The organism is Rhizobium acidisoli, assembly GCF_002531755.2.
GTDB classification, from domain to species: Bacteria; Pseudomonadota; Alphaproteobacteria; order Rhizobiales; family Rhizobiaceae; genus Rhizobium; species Rhizobium acidisoli.
Map to the genome: position 1 here is coordinate 778,699 of NZ_CP034998.1, position 15,902 is coordinate 794,600.

The window sequence follows — 15,902 nt, forward strand, 5'->3', positions numbered from 1 at the left end:
GACCCATGGGCAGACCGACCAAGTTCACCCAGGCACTGGCCGAGAAGATCTGCGACCGCATTGCCGACCGGGAAAGCCTGCGGGCGATCTGCCGGGATGAGGATATGCCGGCGAAATCGACGGTGCTCTCTTGGCTTGCCGACGACGGCAAGGCGGCGTTTCGGGCACGCTATGCGCTGGCGCGCGAGATCCTCGCCGACGGCTTCGTCGACGAGCTGGTCGAGATTGCCGACGACCGCAGCAACGACTGGATCGAGAAGAAGAATGCCGCCGGCGATACCACCGGCTGGCAGGAGAATGGCGAGGCGATCCGGCGTTCGCAGCTGCGTATCGCCACCCGCCAATGGGTTGCCGAGAAGCTGAAGCCGAAGAAATACGGCTCGAAGGCCGAGCCCGAACAGGGCGTGACCGGCGAAGTCTCGCAATTGCTGGAAGATATCAATGGCAAAACCCGCGGACTTCCAAACGGCGGTTGATCAGTTCTCCGACTGGCGCTGGCGGCTGAACAATCTCTACTGGATCACCGACAAATCGGGCCGGCGCGTCAGGTTCGAAATGAACTGGACGCAGATGACGTTTTTCGAAGAGATGCATTATCTCAACGTGCTGCTGAAGGCCCGCCAGCTCGGTCTGACCACCTTCATCCAGATCTTCATGCTCGATGCCTGCGTCTTCAACCGGGATATCCGGGCCGGCACCATCGCCCATACGCTCGGCGACGTGCAGACGATCTTCAGGGACAAGGTCAAATACCCCTATGACAATCTGCCGGATGGTATCCGCAACGCCGTGCCCGTCGTCAGGGGCAACCAGGCCGAACTGCTGCTCGCCAACAATTCGAGCATCCGCGTCGGCACGTCGCTGCGCTCGGGAACACTGCAATATCTGCACATCTCCGAATATGGAAAGCTGTGCGCCAAATATCCCGACAAGGCGCGGGAGGTGCGCACCGGCGCTTTGAATACGGTGCAGGCCGGCCAGCTGGTGTTCATCGAAAGCACGGCGGAAGGCCAGGAAGGGCATTTCTATACGCTCTGCGAGGATGCCAAGGTCAAGCAGCGGCAAGTCGCCAAGCTCACCGAACTGGACTTCAAGTTCCATTTCTTCCCGTGGTGGAAGGAGCCGCAATATGCGATCGCGCCTCAAGGCGTCATCGTCAGCGATGCTTTCGCCAAATATTTTCGCCAGCTTGCCGAACAAGGCATCACCCTGACCGACGGGCAGAAGGCCTGGTACGTCAAAAAGGCCGAAACCCAGCTCGGCGATATGAAGCGCGAATATCCCTCGACACCGGCGGAGGCTTTCGAGGCGAGCGTCGAGGGCGCCTATTACGCTGAGCAGATGGCGGTGGCCGACGCCGAAGAGCGCATCGGGGTCTTTCCGCATGTCGACGGTTATCCGGTTCACACCATTTCCGATATCGGCATGGACGACACCAACAGCGTCTGGCTGTTCCAGGTGCTGCCCGGCCGTATCAGGATGATCGGTTATTTCGAGCATACCGGCACCGGCATGGACGGCATGCTCGACGAGCTGGCACGGCGCAGTACCGAGCACGGCTATGTCTACGGCGTCCATAACATGCCGCACGACATCAAGGTCCGCGAATGGACGCGCGGCGGCATGACCCGCATCGAGATCATGCTGAAAGAGGTCAGGGCGCGTGGTCTCGGCACGGTGCGCAAGGTCGAGCGCGCCTATGTGCACGACCGCATCAACGGCACCCGGCGCATTCTGGCAAAGGTCGAGTTCGACCAGGCCGGCTGCATCGAGGGCATCAAGTGCCTGAGGAACTACCGCAAGGATTGGGACGAGGATCTCGGCGTCTTCCGCGACGAGCCGCTGCACAACTGGGCCTCGCACGGCGCCGACGCTTTCGGCGGGCTCGCGATCATCTTTACCGGCCTGGCGCCCGAGCCGCTGAAACCGGAGCGTAAGCCGCTGCCGACATTCCAGACGATGACATTCAACGAATTTGCCGATGCCACCCCAAGACAGAGCGAGCGTGTTTGATGGAAGACGAGATAACGGCTTCGGAGAATGGGCAGCGCTGGGATACGGCCAAGGTCGGCGCCCATTGGCAGCAGGAGCTCGAGCGCGCGCGGCGCTATTTCAAGTCCTGGCACGACCGCTGCGTCAAGATCGAGAAGATCTATCTCGACCAGCAGTCCGACCAGACGAGCGCGGCCAAGCGCCGCTTTCCGATGCTCTGGGCCAATACTTCGGTGCTGCAGCCGGCCGTCTATGCCCGTGTGCCGCAGCCGGTCGTCGAGCGCCGCTTCAAGGATGCCCAGCCGGTGGCGCGCATCGCTTCGGAACTGGTCGAGCGCAATCTCGCCTATACCGGCGATGAGGCCGATATCGATTCGATCATGCGGGCGGTGCGCGACGATTTCCTGCTCTGCGCCCGCGGCACGGTGTGGCTGCGCTATGAGGCCGATTTCGAGCCGCTCGATATGGGCGTCCAGCCCTCGGACCCGGCGGCAGCCCACAATCTATCCGAAAGTTTGCCCGGCGAGATCGGCGGAGCACCGCCCGAGGCGATCAGCGACGAGCGTGTGTGCATCGATTATGTCCACTGGTCGGATTTCCTGCATTCGCCGGCCCGCCGCTGGAAGGATGTGACCTGGGTGGCGCGGCGCGTGCCGATGACCGACGAGGAAATGGAAAAGCGCTTCGGCGCTGAGGCCATGGCATCGCGGGCGGCGGAAGGCACGGCCGGCAATAAGGCCGCCAGCCAGGCCGAGCGCCTGGAGAATGAGGGCAAGACCCATGTCTGGGAGATCTGGTGCAAGAGCGAGAATTATACGGTCTGGATCGCCGACGGTTCGCCGGTGGCGCTTGAGGTTTCCGAGCCGCCGCTCGACCTGACGCATTTCTGGCCTTGCCCGCGCCCGGCCTACGGCACGATGTCGACCAGCTCGCTGATCCCGGTTCCGGACTATGTCTATTACCAGCAGCAATGCGACGAGATCGATCTGCTGACCAAGCGCATCAACAAGCTGACCGATCAGCTGCGGCTGAAAGTGTTCTATCCCTCCGGCGACGGCGCGGTCTCGCCGGCGATCGAAAAGGCGATGCGGCCGGAGAACGACATGGTGATGGTGCCGATCCCGGAATGGGCGGCATTCACCGACAAGGGCGGCTCGAAGGCGATCGTGACGCTGCCGATCGACGAGGTGCAGAAGGTGATCGTCGCTTGCATGCAGGCGCGCAAGCAGCTGATCGAGGACGTCTATCAGATCACCGGCATCTCCGACATCGTGCGTGGCGACACGCAGGCGTCGGAGACGGCCACGGCGCAGCGCATCAAGAGCCAGTGGGGCTCGATCCGCATTCGCGACCGCCAGGCCGAGCTTGCCCGCTTTGCCCGCGACATCATCCGCCTTGCCGGCGAAATCATCTGCGACCAGTTCCAGCCGGAAACGCTGATGCTGGTGAGCGGCATCCGGCTGCCCAGCATGGCCGAGAAACAGCAGGTACAAATGCAGATGCAGATGGCGGCACAGCAGGCGGCCATGCGGGCACAGCAGATGGGCCAGCCGGCACCGCCGCCCCCCGAAATGCCGCCGCAGCTGCAGCAGATGATGGGGCAGCCGACGATCGACGAGGTGGTGCAGCTCTTGCGCAACGACAGCATTCGCGGCTTCCAGATCGAGATCGAGACGGATTCGACCATCGAGCCTGACGAGGATGCCGAAAAGCAGCGCCGCATGGAATTCGTGCAGATGGTCGGCGGCTTCATGCAGCAGGCCGGCGCCATGGCGCAGCAGAGCCCGATGCTGGTGCCGGTGATGGTCGAGACGCTGCTCTTTGCCGCTCGCGGCTTCCGGGCCGGCCGCCAGCTCGAAAGCACGCTGGAGCAGGTCGGCGCCCAGCTCTCCCAGGCGGCAGCCGCGCCGAAACCGGAACCGCAGCCTTCACCCGGCGAGATGCTCAAACTGAAAACCGCCGAGGTGAAGGCCGGCGCCGAACAGCGCAGAGCCGAACTCAGTGTCGCCGAGGCCGAGATCGAACATCGCGCCACGGTGGAACAGGCGCGCGGCCAGATGGCGGCGCAGGCGATCGACCAGATGCGCGCCGCGCAGACCCCCTATCAATAGGCTTCGGAGCAACAGCATGAGAGAACGCTATTGCCGCGTCTGCGGCGGTTGGCACCAACTCGACCAATGGCCGCAGAATTGCCTGCCGGCGCAAAACCCGGCGCTGTCGGATCTGCCGACGCCGCATTTCGTCAGCGACAACATCGATATCCAGTCGATGCATGACGGGAGGCATTACACCTCGAAAGCCAGGCTGCGCTCGGCCTACCGGGCAGCCGGGGTGATCGAGATCGGTAATGAAAAGCCGCAGCCGATCGAGCAGCCGAAGACGGATCGAACGGCGATCCGCAACGAATTGCGGCGGGTGCACGCCGAATACAACGCCTAATGCATGTCGCCCGGAAGTGTGTAGCGGTTCCGGGATAACGACATGCATAAAAGCTCTAACGGGCATCAATCCCCGACATAGGAAATTTCCCAATGGATATGGAAGACCTGAACGAGGCCGGCAACGGCAGCGAAGATTTTGGTGCGTTCGACGATAAGTCATTGAGCGATGGGCCCGTCAGCATCCGCGACAGCCTGAAAGCGGCGATCGACACCGTCGAGTCCAATGGACCGGGCGATATATCAGGCCAGCCGCGCGACGGCGAAAACGGCCGCTTCCTGGCCAAGGGGCAGGAGCAGGCCGGCGCTGCAACGCGGGCAGGGCAGGCGCCGGCGGCAAATGCCGCCCAGCAGCAGGCGCTGCAGAACCGCGGGCAGGGCGGCGACCAGCCGGCCGCCGGCAGCAGCCGGGTGCCGCCCGGCTGGTCGGCGGAAGCCAAGGCGCAGTTCACGAGCCTTCCCCACGAAGTGCAGGCGGCGATCGCCAAGCGCGAACAGGAGGTCGATAACGGCTTCCGCGTCCTGCAGGATTACAAGGGGCTGGAGGAATTCACCCCGATCGTCCGCCAGGCCGGCATGACCCATGCCGATGTCATGCGCCGGGCGATCGACTGGGAGAAGGCGCTCATCCACGATCCCGTCAACACCGTCGTTCACGTCGCCAGAATGGCTGGGGTCAATCTTCACGCCCTGGTCAATGGTCAGACGGGAGAGATCCTGCAGCGGAATTCGCAGCAGGCACAGCCCCAACGCCAGACCGGCGCCTTCAATGTCGAGGCGACGGTCGAACATGTTTTGCGGAAAAGGGACACCGAAACTCAAGTCGATGCCTTCCTTTCCGACCCGGCAAACGCGCACGCCGAAGATGTGCTCGAGGACATGATCGCCCTTGTCAACGCAGGGCGGGCAACGTCGCTCCAGGACGCCTACGACGCCGCATGCTGGATGCGCCCGGACATTCGCCGGCAGTTGATCAGCCAGACTGCTCAGGCATCCGTCCCACAACTCCACGCCCAGAGGGCCGCAGCGGCAGATCAAGCCCGCCGCGCCTCGCGATCCATCTCTGGTTCTTCCGCGCCGGGCCCGACCCGCGATGCGGCAAGAGGCCAGCCCACCTCCATCCGCGACTCGCTGCGCGACGCCATGCGTTTTTCGCGCGGCCAAGTCTGATCAAAGGCCAATTCTGATCAAAGGAATGATCGATGCCCATTTCGCCCAACCTCTCTGAAATCGTCACCACGACGCTGCGCAACCGCAGCGGCACGGTCGCCGACGACGTGACGAAGAACAACGGTCTTCTCACCCGCCTCAACAGCCGCGGCCGCAAGAAGCCGATCTCCGGCGGCCGGACCATCGTCCAGGAACTGCAATATCAGGAAAATTCCACCTTCAAGCGGTTAACTTTTGCAGCCGCCGCCTGAGGTTTGCTTGCGTGCCAAAAGCCTGTCCGTTGTTGCAGCTTTGATATTGTTGCAGCGGCCGCATAACGTTTGAGCATTCTCTTGAACGTTTGTACCACCTGCACAGCAAGGGATTATATGATCCAGCGTTAGGTTGGAATTCGAACCGCAATGAGCGCACTCTGTTCCAAGCCACTTCTTTCGCTGCAATGGCGTGAAATTAGTGGTTCGGTATCGGCGTCTCGGGCGCGGCTTCAAGAACTCCTCTTCGGAATATGGCTCAAGTCCCCACATGGACCTGCCATAGGCTGATACGCATTTAGGATCGCCGCAGGTCTTATCGATGTTCCTTTCGATCATCGATTTCTTGCGGTATGCCTGATCCCCGCAAACAACACATGTGATTGTTTTGCCCCTTAGATTTTGAGGACGTGGAGCGCTTTTATCGATCAGCTTCAGCCTAAATCCCTGCTGGCGGCAGGGCTCGGAACAAAACCGAGACCGACCCGCCTTGATGTCGCTGACGGTTCGATAGAAACCATTCCCACATGCCTCGCAGACAAGGGTTGAGCCTCGCTTCCTTTTAGCTTCGATCGAACCATCTGATCGGGCTTTGCCGACACAGGCTCTAGAGCAGAATTTGGAGGATGTTCCGTTGGCTTCCGCATAGCGGATCGCCGAAGGCCATTTCTCGAAAGAAGCTGCGCAATATTCACATGTCAAAGTGATCTTTGGCACGTATTACCTCAGGTGAAAAACCGGGTTAATTCGGGGAAAACTATCGCCAATCAGATGTTGTGTTCTAATAATAGCATCTGAATCAAAATGATGGCAATCCCGAACCAAGCCGCATATGTAGCAATCCGATGGATTGTGAGGGATGCGGAAGGTCGAACGACTAGGCAGTGACGAAAGAATAATCTGCCCACGAAATCCCGGCCCATAGCAAATGGGAAGATATAGTCTGAGCTTCACTGAGTTGGCGCAAGGTGAAGAAGCAGGGGATAAAGAGCCTCTGCGATAACAGAACTGACTCTGGTTACGATATCCTGAACGTCCAGCCCTCCGACGTCATCACCGCTGCCGAATACGACCTCAAGCAGGCTGCGGTCGCCGTCTCCATGTCGGGCCTCGAACAGCTGCAGAATTCGGGCGAGGATGCGATCCTCGATCTTCTCGAGCAGCGCATCGAGAACGCCGAAACCACGTTGAAAAACAACATCGCGCTCGACTGCTATTCCGACGGCACGGCCGATGGCGGGCGGCAGATCGGCGGCCTGCAGCTGTTGATCTCGACCTCGCCGACCTCCGGCACCGTCGGCGGCATCTCGCGCGCCACCTGGGGTTTCTGGCGCAACCAGAAATTCTCGGCCTCGGCCGATGGTGGCGCGGCCGCCACCAACGCCAACATCCAGAGCTATATGAACCGGCTCTATATGTCTTGCGTCCGCGGCTCCGACGCGCCCGATCTCGTCGTCGCCGACAACAACTTCTTCCGCCTCTACTGGGAATCGCTGCAGGCAATCCAGCGCATCACCTCGGCCGACAAGGGCATGGCCGGCTTCCAGTCGCTGCAATACATGGGCGCCGACGTGATCTTCGACGGCGGCTTCGGTGGCGGCGCTCCACTCAACCAGATGTTCTTCCTGAACACCAAATACCTGTTCTACCGCCCGCACCGCGACCGCGACATGGCGCCGATCGGCGATGAGCGCATGAACACCAACCAGGATGCCTTCGTCCAGCTGATGGGCTTTGCCGGCAACCTCACCATGAACAACGCCTTCCTGCAGGGCGTGTTGTTCGCCTGATCGTCCACGAAAGGAACAAAGCAAATGTCGGTCGCAACAATCCAGTCCGATCGTCTTGGCGCGAACCCGTTCGTCGTCGAAGGCCCGATCGTTTCCGGCTCCGGTATTCCCGGGCCGAACTTTGCCCTTGGCGCGATTGCCGGCGGCGATCGTGAATCCGAATGGGTCTATTGCCAGCTGGTGCTGGCCTCGCAGACCACCCTTCAGCCCGGCCAGTGGTTCCAGTGGACCAGGGATTATGTCGCTTCGCTGCTGACGACGGCCGCCGCCGTCGTCGGCCAGCGCTGCGGCGTCTTTTCGGGGGCCGCCCAGCCGCCGACACTGACCGGCGGCCCAGTCGGGGCCATTACGCTCGCAGCCGGCACCTATTACGTCTGGCTGCAGCGCAACGGCCAGGCGCCGTCGCAGGTGGCCACCGCAACGGCGGCCCTCGTCGTTGCCGAAACCACCGCCACCGCAGGTCAGGCGAGCGCCCCGGCCTCGGCCACCGCAACCACCAAGGCGATCGCCAACGTCAACTTTGCCGCCGCCAACCAGACGTTCACCGCAACCACCGTCAACGGCTCCAACCTGCTGGGGGGCATTGCCGGCCTGAGTGCCGGCTCCGGCCCGTTCATCGGTGCCGCGGTCGCCGGCACCGGTATTGCCGGCGGCACGACGATTGCGGGCATCACCTACAGCCCGAACGGCGTCGTCCAGAGCATCACCCTCTCGGCCAACGCGACGGCCAACGGCACTGGTATCACCATCACCGCGACGGGCGTACTCGAAGCGACGCTGATGCGGCCATATTTGTCGAAGGTGAACTAAATCAAGCAATCAACGGGCGTTTCGGCGCCCGTCATGGCTACCAACAAGGCCTGCAAACTTCTCTTCCGTCATGCTCGGGCTTGTCCCGAGCATCTGCCGCCGGTCGATGCGCAGCAGATCCTCGGCACAAGGCCGAGGATGACGAGGAGGGGATGCTTCTCCCCGCTCATTCACTTCCCCGCCATCAACAGCGAGACCAGCAAATGCCCGACAACACCGGAATCTATGCCTCCTTCAGCCTCGAACCGGTCGAACAGACCTTTCTGACCGAGAAGGAAGGCCGGCCGATTTTTGCCGACAAGGAATTCGTCCGCATCTTCATCGCCGGCGACAAACATACCGAGGTCTACCGTGAGGTGACCGACAACGACAAACAGCGCTTTTCCGACGCCTACAAACGGTTCAAGGAAGGCGCCGAGGCCCGTGAGCAGCTGACCGGCACGCCGCTTTCGCAATGGCCCTATCTCAAGCCCAGCCAGATCAAGGAGATGGAGGCGGTCAACATCTATACCGTCGAGCAGCTCGCAGCCCTTTCCGACACCGCCAAGCAGAAGATCGGCATGGGCGCCAACGAGCTTACCGCCGCCGCCCGGGCCTATCTCGCCACTGCCGAAAACTCCAGCGCGGCGTCCGCCTTTGCCGCCGAAAACGAGCGGCTGAAGGACGAGGTCACCCGCCTGCAGGCGCAGATGAAGGAGATGGCCTCGCGCTTCGAGGCGCTCGAAAGCGAAAGCGGCAGCAAGTCCCGAGGTCGGCAAGCAGCCTGAAGATGCGCTGACGCAAGCAGCCCCCTCATCCGACCCTTCGGGCCACCTTCTCCCCGCTGGGGAGAAGGGAGAATCGAGACGCCGCCACCTGTCTCTTCTCCCCAGCAGGGAGAAGGTGCCGGCAGGCGGATGAGGGGGCCACACGGCACACCTGTCCCGCCACGCCCACCGCCCTGAACAGGAGATCCGCGCATGTCGCTCTTGACCATCATTCAGAACGTCTGCGCGGAAATCGACCTCGATCCGCCGACGGCCGTCATGTCTTCGGCGGATCCGCAGATCATGCAGCTGCGCATCCTCTCCACCCGCGCCGGCCGCGACCTGGTGCGCGAGCATGACTGGTCGGCGCTGATGGTGCGGCGGCAGTTCGTGGCGACCGGTGCAAATCCGGAACCGGCCGAGCCGCCGGATGACTGGAACCGCTTCGCCGCCAATGCCAAGATCTGGAACGCCTCGCGCCTCTGGCAGCTCAACGGCCCTGTCGAGCCGCAGACCTGGCAGCGCCAGACGATCCTCAATTCCAACCCGGTGCCGCAGATCTGGCGCATGGCCGGCGGCAAGCTCGACATCTACCCGAACGTCTCGGGCGAGACGATGGAATATGCCTATATCTCCGGCTTCTGGGTGGCGGTGAATGGCGGCGCGACCACTGCGGCGAATTGGGCAAACGACACCGATACCGCCCGTTTTCCCGAAGACCTTCTCGAACTCTCGCTGATCTGGCGCTGGAAGCGGGCCAAGGGCCTCGATTACGGCGAGGAGATCGCCAGTTTCGAGCGATCCAAGGAATCGGCGATCGGCGCCGACCGGGCGGCAAGCCCTGTCGGCCTCTCGCTGCCGGCGAGGGGTGAAGCGCCTGAGAATTATTGGCCCGGCACGATCACGGTGGCAAATCCATGACCCGCAGACCTGTCCCTCCGAATGGGCGCACCGGCCGCGTTTCGCCGAGCAAGGACTGGATCGCGCCGATCGGCGGCTGGCGAACCGATGTCGAGATGGCGGATATGCCCGCGGATGCGGCGTTTCAGCTCGACAATTTCTTCCCCGAGGCCAACCGTGTGCGCGCCCGCTACGGCTTCCTTGCCTTCTCAACCGGCCTTGGCGGCGACGTGCAGACGGTCATCCCCTATTCGGGCGTCAGCAACAGGCTGTTTGCCGCTGCCGGCGACAAGATCTTCGACGTCACGGTGGGCGGCGCTGCCGGTGCGCCTGTCGTCTCGGGCATGGCGAGCGCCCATTGGTCGGTGCAGCAATATACCAACCCGGCCGGCCAGGAATTCCTGCGTCTCGTCAACGGCCTCGACACGCCGCTGCTTTTCAACGGCACCTCCTGGACGAATAATTTTCTGGTGGGCACGGCAGCGCTCGCCACCCAGAACGTCGCCGTCCGCAACACGCCCTATACGCTGAGCTTCTTCGGTACCGGCTCCGTCACGCTCTCCGGCGCCTTCTCCGGTACGCTGAACGGCACCGGCGTCAACAACCGCGTGTCGCTTCCCTTCACGCCCGCGGCCGGCACGCTTGTCGTCACCGTGACGGGAACGGTCACCAATGCGCAGCTCGAAAAGGGCGCGGTCGCCACGCCTTACGTCGCCTCGACGATGATATCAGGCATATCGGACTCGTCGCTGCTGATCGCGGTGACGGCCTATCGCTCGCGCCTGTGGTTCATCGAGAAGAATTCGACCAATGTCTGGTATCTCGCCACCGACGCCGTCAGCGGCGCGGCGACGGTTCTGCCGGTCGGCGGCAACATGAAATACGGCGGCACGCTGGTTGCGATCAACGTCTGGACGATTCCGGTTTCCACGGGCCTGCAGCAGTGCCTGGTGCTGATCTCCTCGGAAGGCGAGGTGATCGTCTTCCAGGGTTCCGATCCATCGAGTATTGCGAACTGGGGGCTGATCGGCACCTTCAAGCTCGGCCGGCCGCTCGGCAGCGACCGATGCCTGCTGTCGGTCGGCGCGGATCTGGCGATCATGACGACCGATGGCATCGTGCCGATCACCAAGGCGGTGCAGCTCGACCGCGGCGCCACCAGCCTCGGGGCGATTACTGCGAGAATCGGCCCGACATGGCGCGAGACGGTGGCGGCAACCGGCACGACCTCGCAGGAATGGCAGCTTTCGAGCTTCCCGGCGCGGCAGATGGCGATCGTCAACCTGCCGTCCTCCTTCGGCCCCTATCAATATGTCATGAACACCGAAACCGGCGCCTGGTGCCGCTTCGTCGGCATGCCCGCCTCCTGCTGGGCGAGCTGGCAGGATCGGCTGTTCTTCGGCGCCGGCGACGGCACGGTCTATGAGGCCGAGGTCGGCGCCAACGACAATGGCGTGGCGATCGACGCACTGATGGTCGGCGCCTGGAGCCGCTATGGCGACGGGCTTTCGACCAAGCTCTCGAAGCTGATCGGGGTGACGGCGCAGATCGGCGTTTCCTCGCTGATGTATGGCGGGATCTCGGTGGATTACCAGACCAAGATTCCCACAGCGCTGCTGTCGTCGGTCGAAAACAACGCGGCGGCGAAATGGGGAACGGCGGTCTGGGGAGTCTCGAAATTCCCCGGCGTTTCGCTGGTGCGCAAATTCGCCTCCGCCGGCGGCGCCGGCTCGGCCTTGGCGCCGACGATCCGCGCGCTGATTTCCGGCTCCTCCGGCTCCGTCTCCGAGGCGGCCGTCGTCGGCGGCTCGGTGCTTTACGAAAAGGGCGCGCCGATTTGATCGTCTCCGAACCGCGCGAGGACATCGCTGCCTGGGTCGCCGGCCGGATCGGCGTCAGCTTCCACCCGCCTTACACCGCGCTTGCTCATGTCGACCGCGGCCGGATCATTGCCGGCTTCGTCTTCAACGTCTGGACCGCGCATGATGTCGAGGTCTCGCTTGCCGCCGACCGGCTGACGCGGACGCTGATGCGATCGGTGTTTCACTACGTCGTGCATCAGCTCGGCTGCCGGCGCGCAACCGCCAGGACACAGGCCGACAACCTTGACGCCCAGACGATGCTCGCAAGGCTCGGCGCACGCCTGGAAGGCCGCCAGCAGGCCTATTTCGGCGACTGCGACGCGCTGCTTTACGCAATCATGAAGGAGGATTTCCCCTATGGTCTCCACGCCAAAGGCCCCGAAGGCGCCTGATCCGACACAGACCGCGGCCGCGCAGACAGCGACGAACGTCGACACCGCCATCGCCAATGCCGGCTTGAGCCACACCAACCAGTACACACCCGACGGTTCGCTGGAATACAAGCAGACCAGCAAGAGCATCATGAAGGATCAGAACGGCAAGACATATGAGCTGCCGGTCTATTCCGCCTATCAGACCTATTCGCCTCAGAACCAGGCGATCTACGACCAGACGCAGCAGACCCAGCTCGGCCTCGCCAAGCTCGCCAACGACCAGACCGGCAAGATCTCAGGCATCCTCGGCACCAATGTCGATTTGAGCGCCGGCAATGTCGACAAATACGTCAACGATCACTGGCAGTCCGGCTTCAACAACCAGTGGGATCGCGATCAGGCGAGCCTCGACCAGAGCCTGGCCGACAAAGGCATCTCGATGGGCTCGGCGGCCTACGACAATGCGCTGCGCGATTTTTCCACCCGCAAGCAGGCGGCCTCCGACCAGTATCTCGGCGACATGTATTCGAATGCCCAGAATTCGATCCTGACCGAGCGCAACCAGCCGCTGAACGAGATTTCGGCGCTGATGTCGGGATCGCAGGTCCACCAGCCGAGCTACGTCAACACCCCGACGACGCAGCTGCCGAACGTCGACCAGGCCGGCCTGATCAATGAGAACTACAATCAGAAGATGGGCCAGTACAATCAGCAGGTCGCCCAGTCGAACGCCGCGATGGGCGGTCTCTTCGGCCTCGGCGGCTCACTGCTCGGAGGCTGGGCGATGAAATCCGACCGGCGGCTGAAGGAAGACATCAGACGGGTCGGCACCCTGGATAACGGCCTGCCGGTCTACGCCTTCCGCTACAAGGACGGCGGCCCGATGCAGCTCGGCCTGATGTCGGATGACGTGCGCGGGGTCCACCCGGATGCCGTGTTCGAAGCTGCCGACGGTTTCGATCGCGTCGATTACGAGAGGGCAGTGGCATGATCCCAACCATCTCAGGCGGCAATACCGGCAGGACCCAGGCCGACATCGACGACAAGCGCAAGCAACTGGCCTACGCCATGCTGGAGCAGGGCATGGATGCGAGCCCGGTGCAATCGCCGTGGGAAGGGATCGCGCGGCTTGCCGAAGGCGGGCTCGGCGGCTTGGCGGTTCGTCAACAGCGGCAGGAGCAGCAGGCAGGCGCCGGTCAAGGTGCCGGCGTTTCGACAGGCCAGCCTTCCAAACCAGCGCCGGCCTCTCCCGGCTTCCTGTCGCTGTTCTTCGGTGGTGGGCCGACGCGCCGGATTGACGGCTGAACTAGGACATCAGCGGGGTAACGGCGTGCTGATCGGTTCCGATACAGGGACGACGGTCCGATCCAGATCGGCCTCATGTTCAACAATGTGTGAAAAATCCATCCAGACAGACGGTTTCGACCGCGTCTTCTACGAAAGGGCAGTGGACCAATGTCACTAGCGTCATTCATTTTCGGCGGCGATACCGGCAAGACACAGGGCGACATCAGCGACCGGCGCAAGCAGCTGGCTGATGCCATGCTGCAGCAGGGCATGAATTCAGGCCCCGTACAATCCCCCTGGCAAGGGGCCGCGCGTCTTGTCCAGGCGCTTCTGGGCGGGCTGGCGATCCGCCAGCAGGAGCAGCAGGCAAGCGGCGAGGGCAGCGCGGCGCCGGCCGGCGATCCGGGCGACTATCCCTTCGCGCCGCTGCCCGACAACGGGCCCGTTCCGCCGGAAAGACCCAGTCTCGACCCGCTGATGACGACGGACGATCGCGGCGAACAGCCGATGGCCCCGGCCGCCCAGCCCGGCGCCGGTCTCTTCGCGCCGCTGCCCGACAACGGGCCTATTCCGACGCCGAAGCCCTATCGCGACCCGATGGTCACGACGGACTATCGCCGGGCGGCCGAGCAGCCTGGCGACGATCCCTTCGCACCGCCCGCCAACCTTCCCATTCCGACGCCGCGGCCTTATCGCGACCCGATGGTTACGACCGACTATCGCCGCGAGCAGCCGATGGCGGCCGATGAACCAGGCGACGACGTCTTCGCTCCGCTGCCTGACAACGGACCCATTCCCTCGCCGAAACCTGGCTATCGCGACCCGCAGGTCACGACCGACGAACGCCGCCAACAGCCCGCGGCGCCAATTGCTGGCGGCGGCGCCGCCGGATCCGCAAACGACGGGGCAGAGCTTCAAACGATTCTGTCCGATCCCGTTCGTAGCGCCAACCTGCCGGCCGGCATGCGCAACAACAATCCCGCCAATCTCAAATACGTCGGGCAGCATGGGCCAGGGATCATCGGCCCTTCCGAGAACACCGACCAGGGCGATCCGCAAGTCGTCTATGCCACGCCGGAAGCGGGCATGCGGCACAATATCTGGCAGATCATGAGGAAGTATCGAAAGGGCATGCTGACGCCGAACCAGATGATCGCTGGCGACAGCGGCTGGACGCCTAAATCTTTTACGGCGGCTGCCCACGTTGCGCAAATGATGGGCATCGGCCCTGACGACGATCTCCAACTGAACGACCCGGCTATGGCAAAGAAGTTCGTTCGCGCCCTCGTCACTCAGGAGCAGGGAACATCGGGCGCTCTTTATCCGGACAGTATGATTGAAGCGGCGATCGCGGCACAGACCGCTGGGACCGCGCATGCCGTCCCTACGCGGACCAAGGTGCCCATTCCGACGCCGCGGCCGGAATATCCCGATCCGCAGATGACGACGGACGAGCGCCGCCAGCAGCCCGCGACCGCGCCCCAGCTGCCTGGCGACGATCCCTTCGTTCCAACGGGCAAAGTGCCCGTTCCTACGCCAAAACCCAGCCGCCACGATCGGCAGGCGGTAAGGGGCACTCCCCGCCAGCAACCCGTCGACGCCGATGTCTTCGACGGCTTCATGGGTACGATCAAGAACGGCTATAAGCAGCGGGATGGGTCGATCATCAAGGTGACCAACCCTTATGGTCTTGCGGCTATCGCCTCGACGGGCCAGTCCGAAAGCCAGTTCTCGGCCAAGAGAGCCAATAGTTCCTGGTCCGACCCAAGCAAGAGCGGAAAGCCCGGCAGATCAGGCGCCATCATGTCGTGGCGTAACACCCGACTGCAGGCACTTTACGACTTCGCCGCCGCCAAGGGCGAAAAGCCGGGTGCGATCAGCCCGCAGACACAGGCCGAGTTCTTCCTGCAGGAGGACCCTCGCCTGATCACCAGGCTGAACGCCGCTCAATCGCTCGAGGAGGCGCAACGCCTGATGAACAGAGCTTGGGCTTTTCGAGATTACAATGTTCCGGGGAACCAGGAAGCCGCAAACCGGTTCGCAAGAGCAAAGAGCTTTCTGCCGCAGTACCAGACTGACGGCGCCGCCGATCCCTTGGCCCTGCCTGACAACCCGCCCATTTCGACACCGAAACCGGACTCTCGCATTCCGCGGCAGACGATGAACCAGACCCGCGAAGGGCCTGGGGCCGCGCTCGTGCGTGCACTCCTGGCCCGGGGGCAAAGTGGCCTTTGGTAGCCTAAATTTGGGCTTCCGGGGCAGCAACGCGCGAAAGCTCATTC

Annotated in this window: 14 protein-coding genes and 3 pseudogenes; 16 read left to right on the plus strand and 1 reads right to left on the minus strand. The window is 63.0% G+C overall.

Features of this window, described 5'->3' with window-relative positions:
• Positions 1-5: 5 nt before the first annotated feature.
• From CO657_RS03885 to CO657_RS03910, 6 genes and pseudogenes are all read left to right on the plus strand, one after another.
• A complete protein-coding gene (locus tag CO657_RS03885; RefSeq protein ID WP_054181581.1) occupies positions 6-476 on the plus strand; it encodes a terminase small subunit-like protein in 471 nt (156 codons plus the stop codon).
• Positions 442-2,013, plus strand: a complete 1,572-nt coding sequence (locus CO657_RS03890; protein WP_054181582.1) for a terminase large subunit — start codon at positions 442-444, stop codon at positions 2,011-2,013. The genes CO657_RS03885 and CO657_RS03890 overlap by 35 nt, the downstream gene beginning before the upstream one ends.
• Entirely contained in the window at positions 2,013-4,103 is a 2,091-nt protein-coding gene (locus CO657_RS03895) for a hypothetical protein (RefSeq protein WP_054181583.1), read from the plus strand. The genes CO657_RS03890 and CO657_RS03895 overlap by 1 nt, the downstream gene beginning before the upstream one ends.
• Before the next feature lie 16 nt (positions 4,104-4,119).
• The gene (locus CO657_RS03900; protein ID WP_054181584.1) at positions 4,120-4,431 is read left to right on the plus strand and encodes a hypothetical protein; all 312 of its coding nucleotides are present in this window, start codon (positions 4,120-4,122) and stop codon (positions 4,429-4,431) included.
• Positions 4,432-4,523: 92 nt separating this feature from the next.
• On the plus strand, positions 4,524-5,600 hold the full coding sequence (locus CO657_RS03905; RefSeq protein ID WP_054181585.1) for a hypothetical protein: 1,077 nt from the start codon (positions 4,524-4,526) through the stop codon (positions 5,598-5,600).
• Between the two features lie 32 nt (positions 5,601-5,632).
• Positions 5,633-5,827: pseudogene (locus tag CO657_RS03910) on the plus strand (phage major capsid protein); the annotation flags it as partial.
• On the opposite strand, the gene CO657_RS38190 reads toward CO657_RS03910, so the two are convergent.
• A complete protein-coding gene (locus CO657_RS38190; protein ID WP_080518684.1) occupies positions 5,828-6,190 on the minus strand; it encodes an HNH endonuclease in 363 nt (120 codons plus the stop codon). It lies immediately after the preceding pseudogene.
• Positions 6,191-6,864: 674 nt separating this feature from the next.
• Here CO657_RS38190 and CO657_RS03920 point away from each other — a divergent pair.
• The 10 genes and pseudogenes from CO657_RS03920 to CO657_RS37205 form a co-directional block, all read left to right on the plus strand.
• Positions 6,865-7,641: pseudogene (locus CO657_RS03920) on the plus strand (phage major capsid protein); the annotation flags it as partial.
• A gap of 24 nt (positions 7,642-7,665) precedes the next feature.
• Complete coding sequence (locus CO657_RS03925) at positions 7,666-8,451, plus strand: hypothetical protein (protein ID WP_054181586.1); 786 nt, start codon at positions 7,666-7,668, stop codon at positions 8,449-8,451.
• 203 nt (positions 8,452-8,654) lie between these two features.
• On the plus strand, positions 8,655-9,218 hold the full coding sequence (locus CO657_RS03930; protein WP_054181587.1) for a hypothetical protein: 564 nt from the start codon (positions 8,655-8,657) through the stop codon (positions 9,216-9,218).
• Between the two features lie 7 nt (positions 9,219-9,225).
• Positions 9,226-9,358: pseudogene (locus CO657_RS38195) on the plus strand (endonuclease domain-containing protein); the annotation flags it as partial.
• A gap of 52 nt (positions 9,359-9,410) precedes the next feature.
• Positions 9,411-10,118, plus strand: a complete 708-nt coding sequence (locus tag CO657_RS03935; protein WP_054181588.1) for a phage adaptor protein — start codon at positions 9,411-9,413, stop codon at positions 10,116-10,118.
• A complete protein-coding gene (locus CO657_RS03940) occupies positions 10,115-11,938 on the plus strand; it encodes a hypothetical protein (RefSeq protein ID WP_054181589.1) in 1,824 nt (607 codons plus the stop codon). Before CO657_RS03935 ends, CO657_RS03940 begins: the two co-directional genes overlap by 4 nt.
• Positions 11,935-12,351, plus strand: coding sequence for a GNAT family N-acetyltransferase (locus CO657_RS03945; protein ID WP_054181590.1), 417 nt, complete (start codon positions 11,935-11,937; stop codon positions 12,349-12,351). The genes CO657_RS03940 and CO657_RS03945 overlap by 4 nt, the downstream gene beginning before the upstream one ends.
• Positions 12,317-13,324, plus strand: coding sequence for a tail fiber domain-containing protein (locus tag CO657_RS03950; protein WP_054181591.1), 1,008 nt, complete (start codon positions 12,317-12,319; stop codon positions 13,322-13,324). Before CO657_RS03945 ends, CO657_RS03950 begins: the two co-directional genes overlap by 35 nt.
• A complete protein-coding gene (locus CO657_RS03955) occupies positions 13,321-13,638 on the plus strand; it encodes a hypothetical protein (RefSeq protein ID WP_003587928.1) in 318 nt (105 codons plus the stop codon). The genes CO657_RS03950 and CO657_RS03955 overlap by 4 nt, the downstream gene beginning before the upstream one ends.
• 150 nt (positions 13,639-13,788) lie before the next feature.
• Positions 13,789-15,858, plus strand: coding sequence for a hypothetical protein (locus tag CO657_RS37205; RefSeq protein WP_164918665.1), 2,070 nt, complete (start codon positions 13,789-13,791; stop codon positions 15,856-15,858).
• Positions 15,859-15,902: the final 44 nt, after the last annotated feature.

Excerpts from the sequence above, each read along its gene's own strand:
- CO657_RS03885 (WP_054181581.1), top strand. The coding sequence starts at position 6 with ATGGGCAGACCGACCAAGTTCACCCAGGCACTGGCCGAGAAGATCTGC.
- CO657_RS03890 (WP_054181582.1), top strand. The coding sequence starts at position 442 with ATGGCAAAACCCGCGGACTTCCAAACGGCGGTTGATCAGTTCTCCGAC.
- CO657_RS03895 (WP_054181583.1), top strand. The coding sequence starts at position 2,013 with ATGGAAGACGAGATAACGGCTTCGGAGAATGGGCAGCGCTGGGATACG.
- CO657_RS03900 (WP_054181584.1), top strand. The coding sequence starts at position 4,120 with ATGAGAGAACGCTATTGCCGCGTCTGCGGCGGTTGGCACCAACTCGAC.
- CO657_RS03905 (WP_054181585.1), top strand. The coding sequence starts at position 4,524 with ATGGATATGGAAGACCTGAACGAGGCCGGCAACGGCAGCGAAGATTTT.
- CO657_RS38190 (WP_080518684.1), bottom strand. The coding sequence starts at position 6,190 with ATGATCGAAAGGAACATCGATAAGACCTGCGGCGATCCTAAATGCGTA.
- CO657_RS03925 (WP_054181586.1), top strand. The coding sequence starts at position 7,666 with ATGTCGGTCGCAACAATCCAGTCCGATCGTCTTGGCGCGAACCCGTTC.
- CO657_RS03930 (WP_054181587.1), top strand. The coding sequence starts at position 8,655 with ATGCCCGACAACACCGGAATCTATGCCTCCTTCAGCCTCGAACCGGTC.
- CO657_RS03935 (WP_054181588.1), top strand. The coding sequence starts at position 9,411 with ATGTCGCTCTTGACCATCATTCAGAACGTCTGCGCGGAAATCGACCTC.
- CO657_RS03940 (WP_054181589.1), top strand. The coding sequence starts at position 10,115 with ATGACCCGCAGACCTGTCCCTCCGAATGGGCGCACCGGCCGCGTTTCG.
- CO657_RS03950 (WP_054181591.1), top strand. The coding sequence starts at position 12,317 with ATGGTCTCCACGCCAAAGGCCCCGAAGGCGCCTGATCCGACACAGACC.
- CO657_RS03955 (WP_003587928.1), top strand. The coding sequence starts at position 13,321 with ATGATCCCAACCATCTCAGGCGGCAATACCGGCAGGACCCAGGCCGAC.
- CO657_RS37205 (WP_164918665.1), top strand. The coding sequence starts at position 13,789 with ATGTCACTAGCGTCATTCATTTTCGGCGGCGATACCGGCAAGACACAG.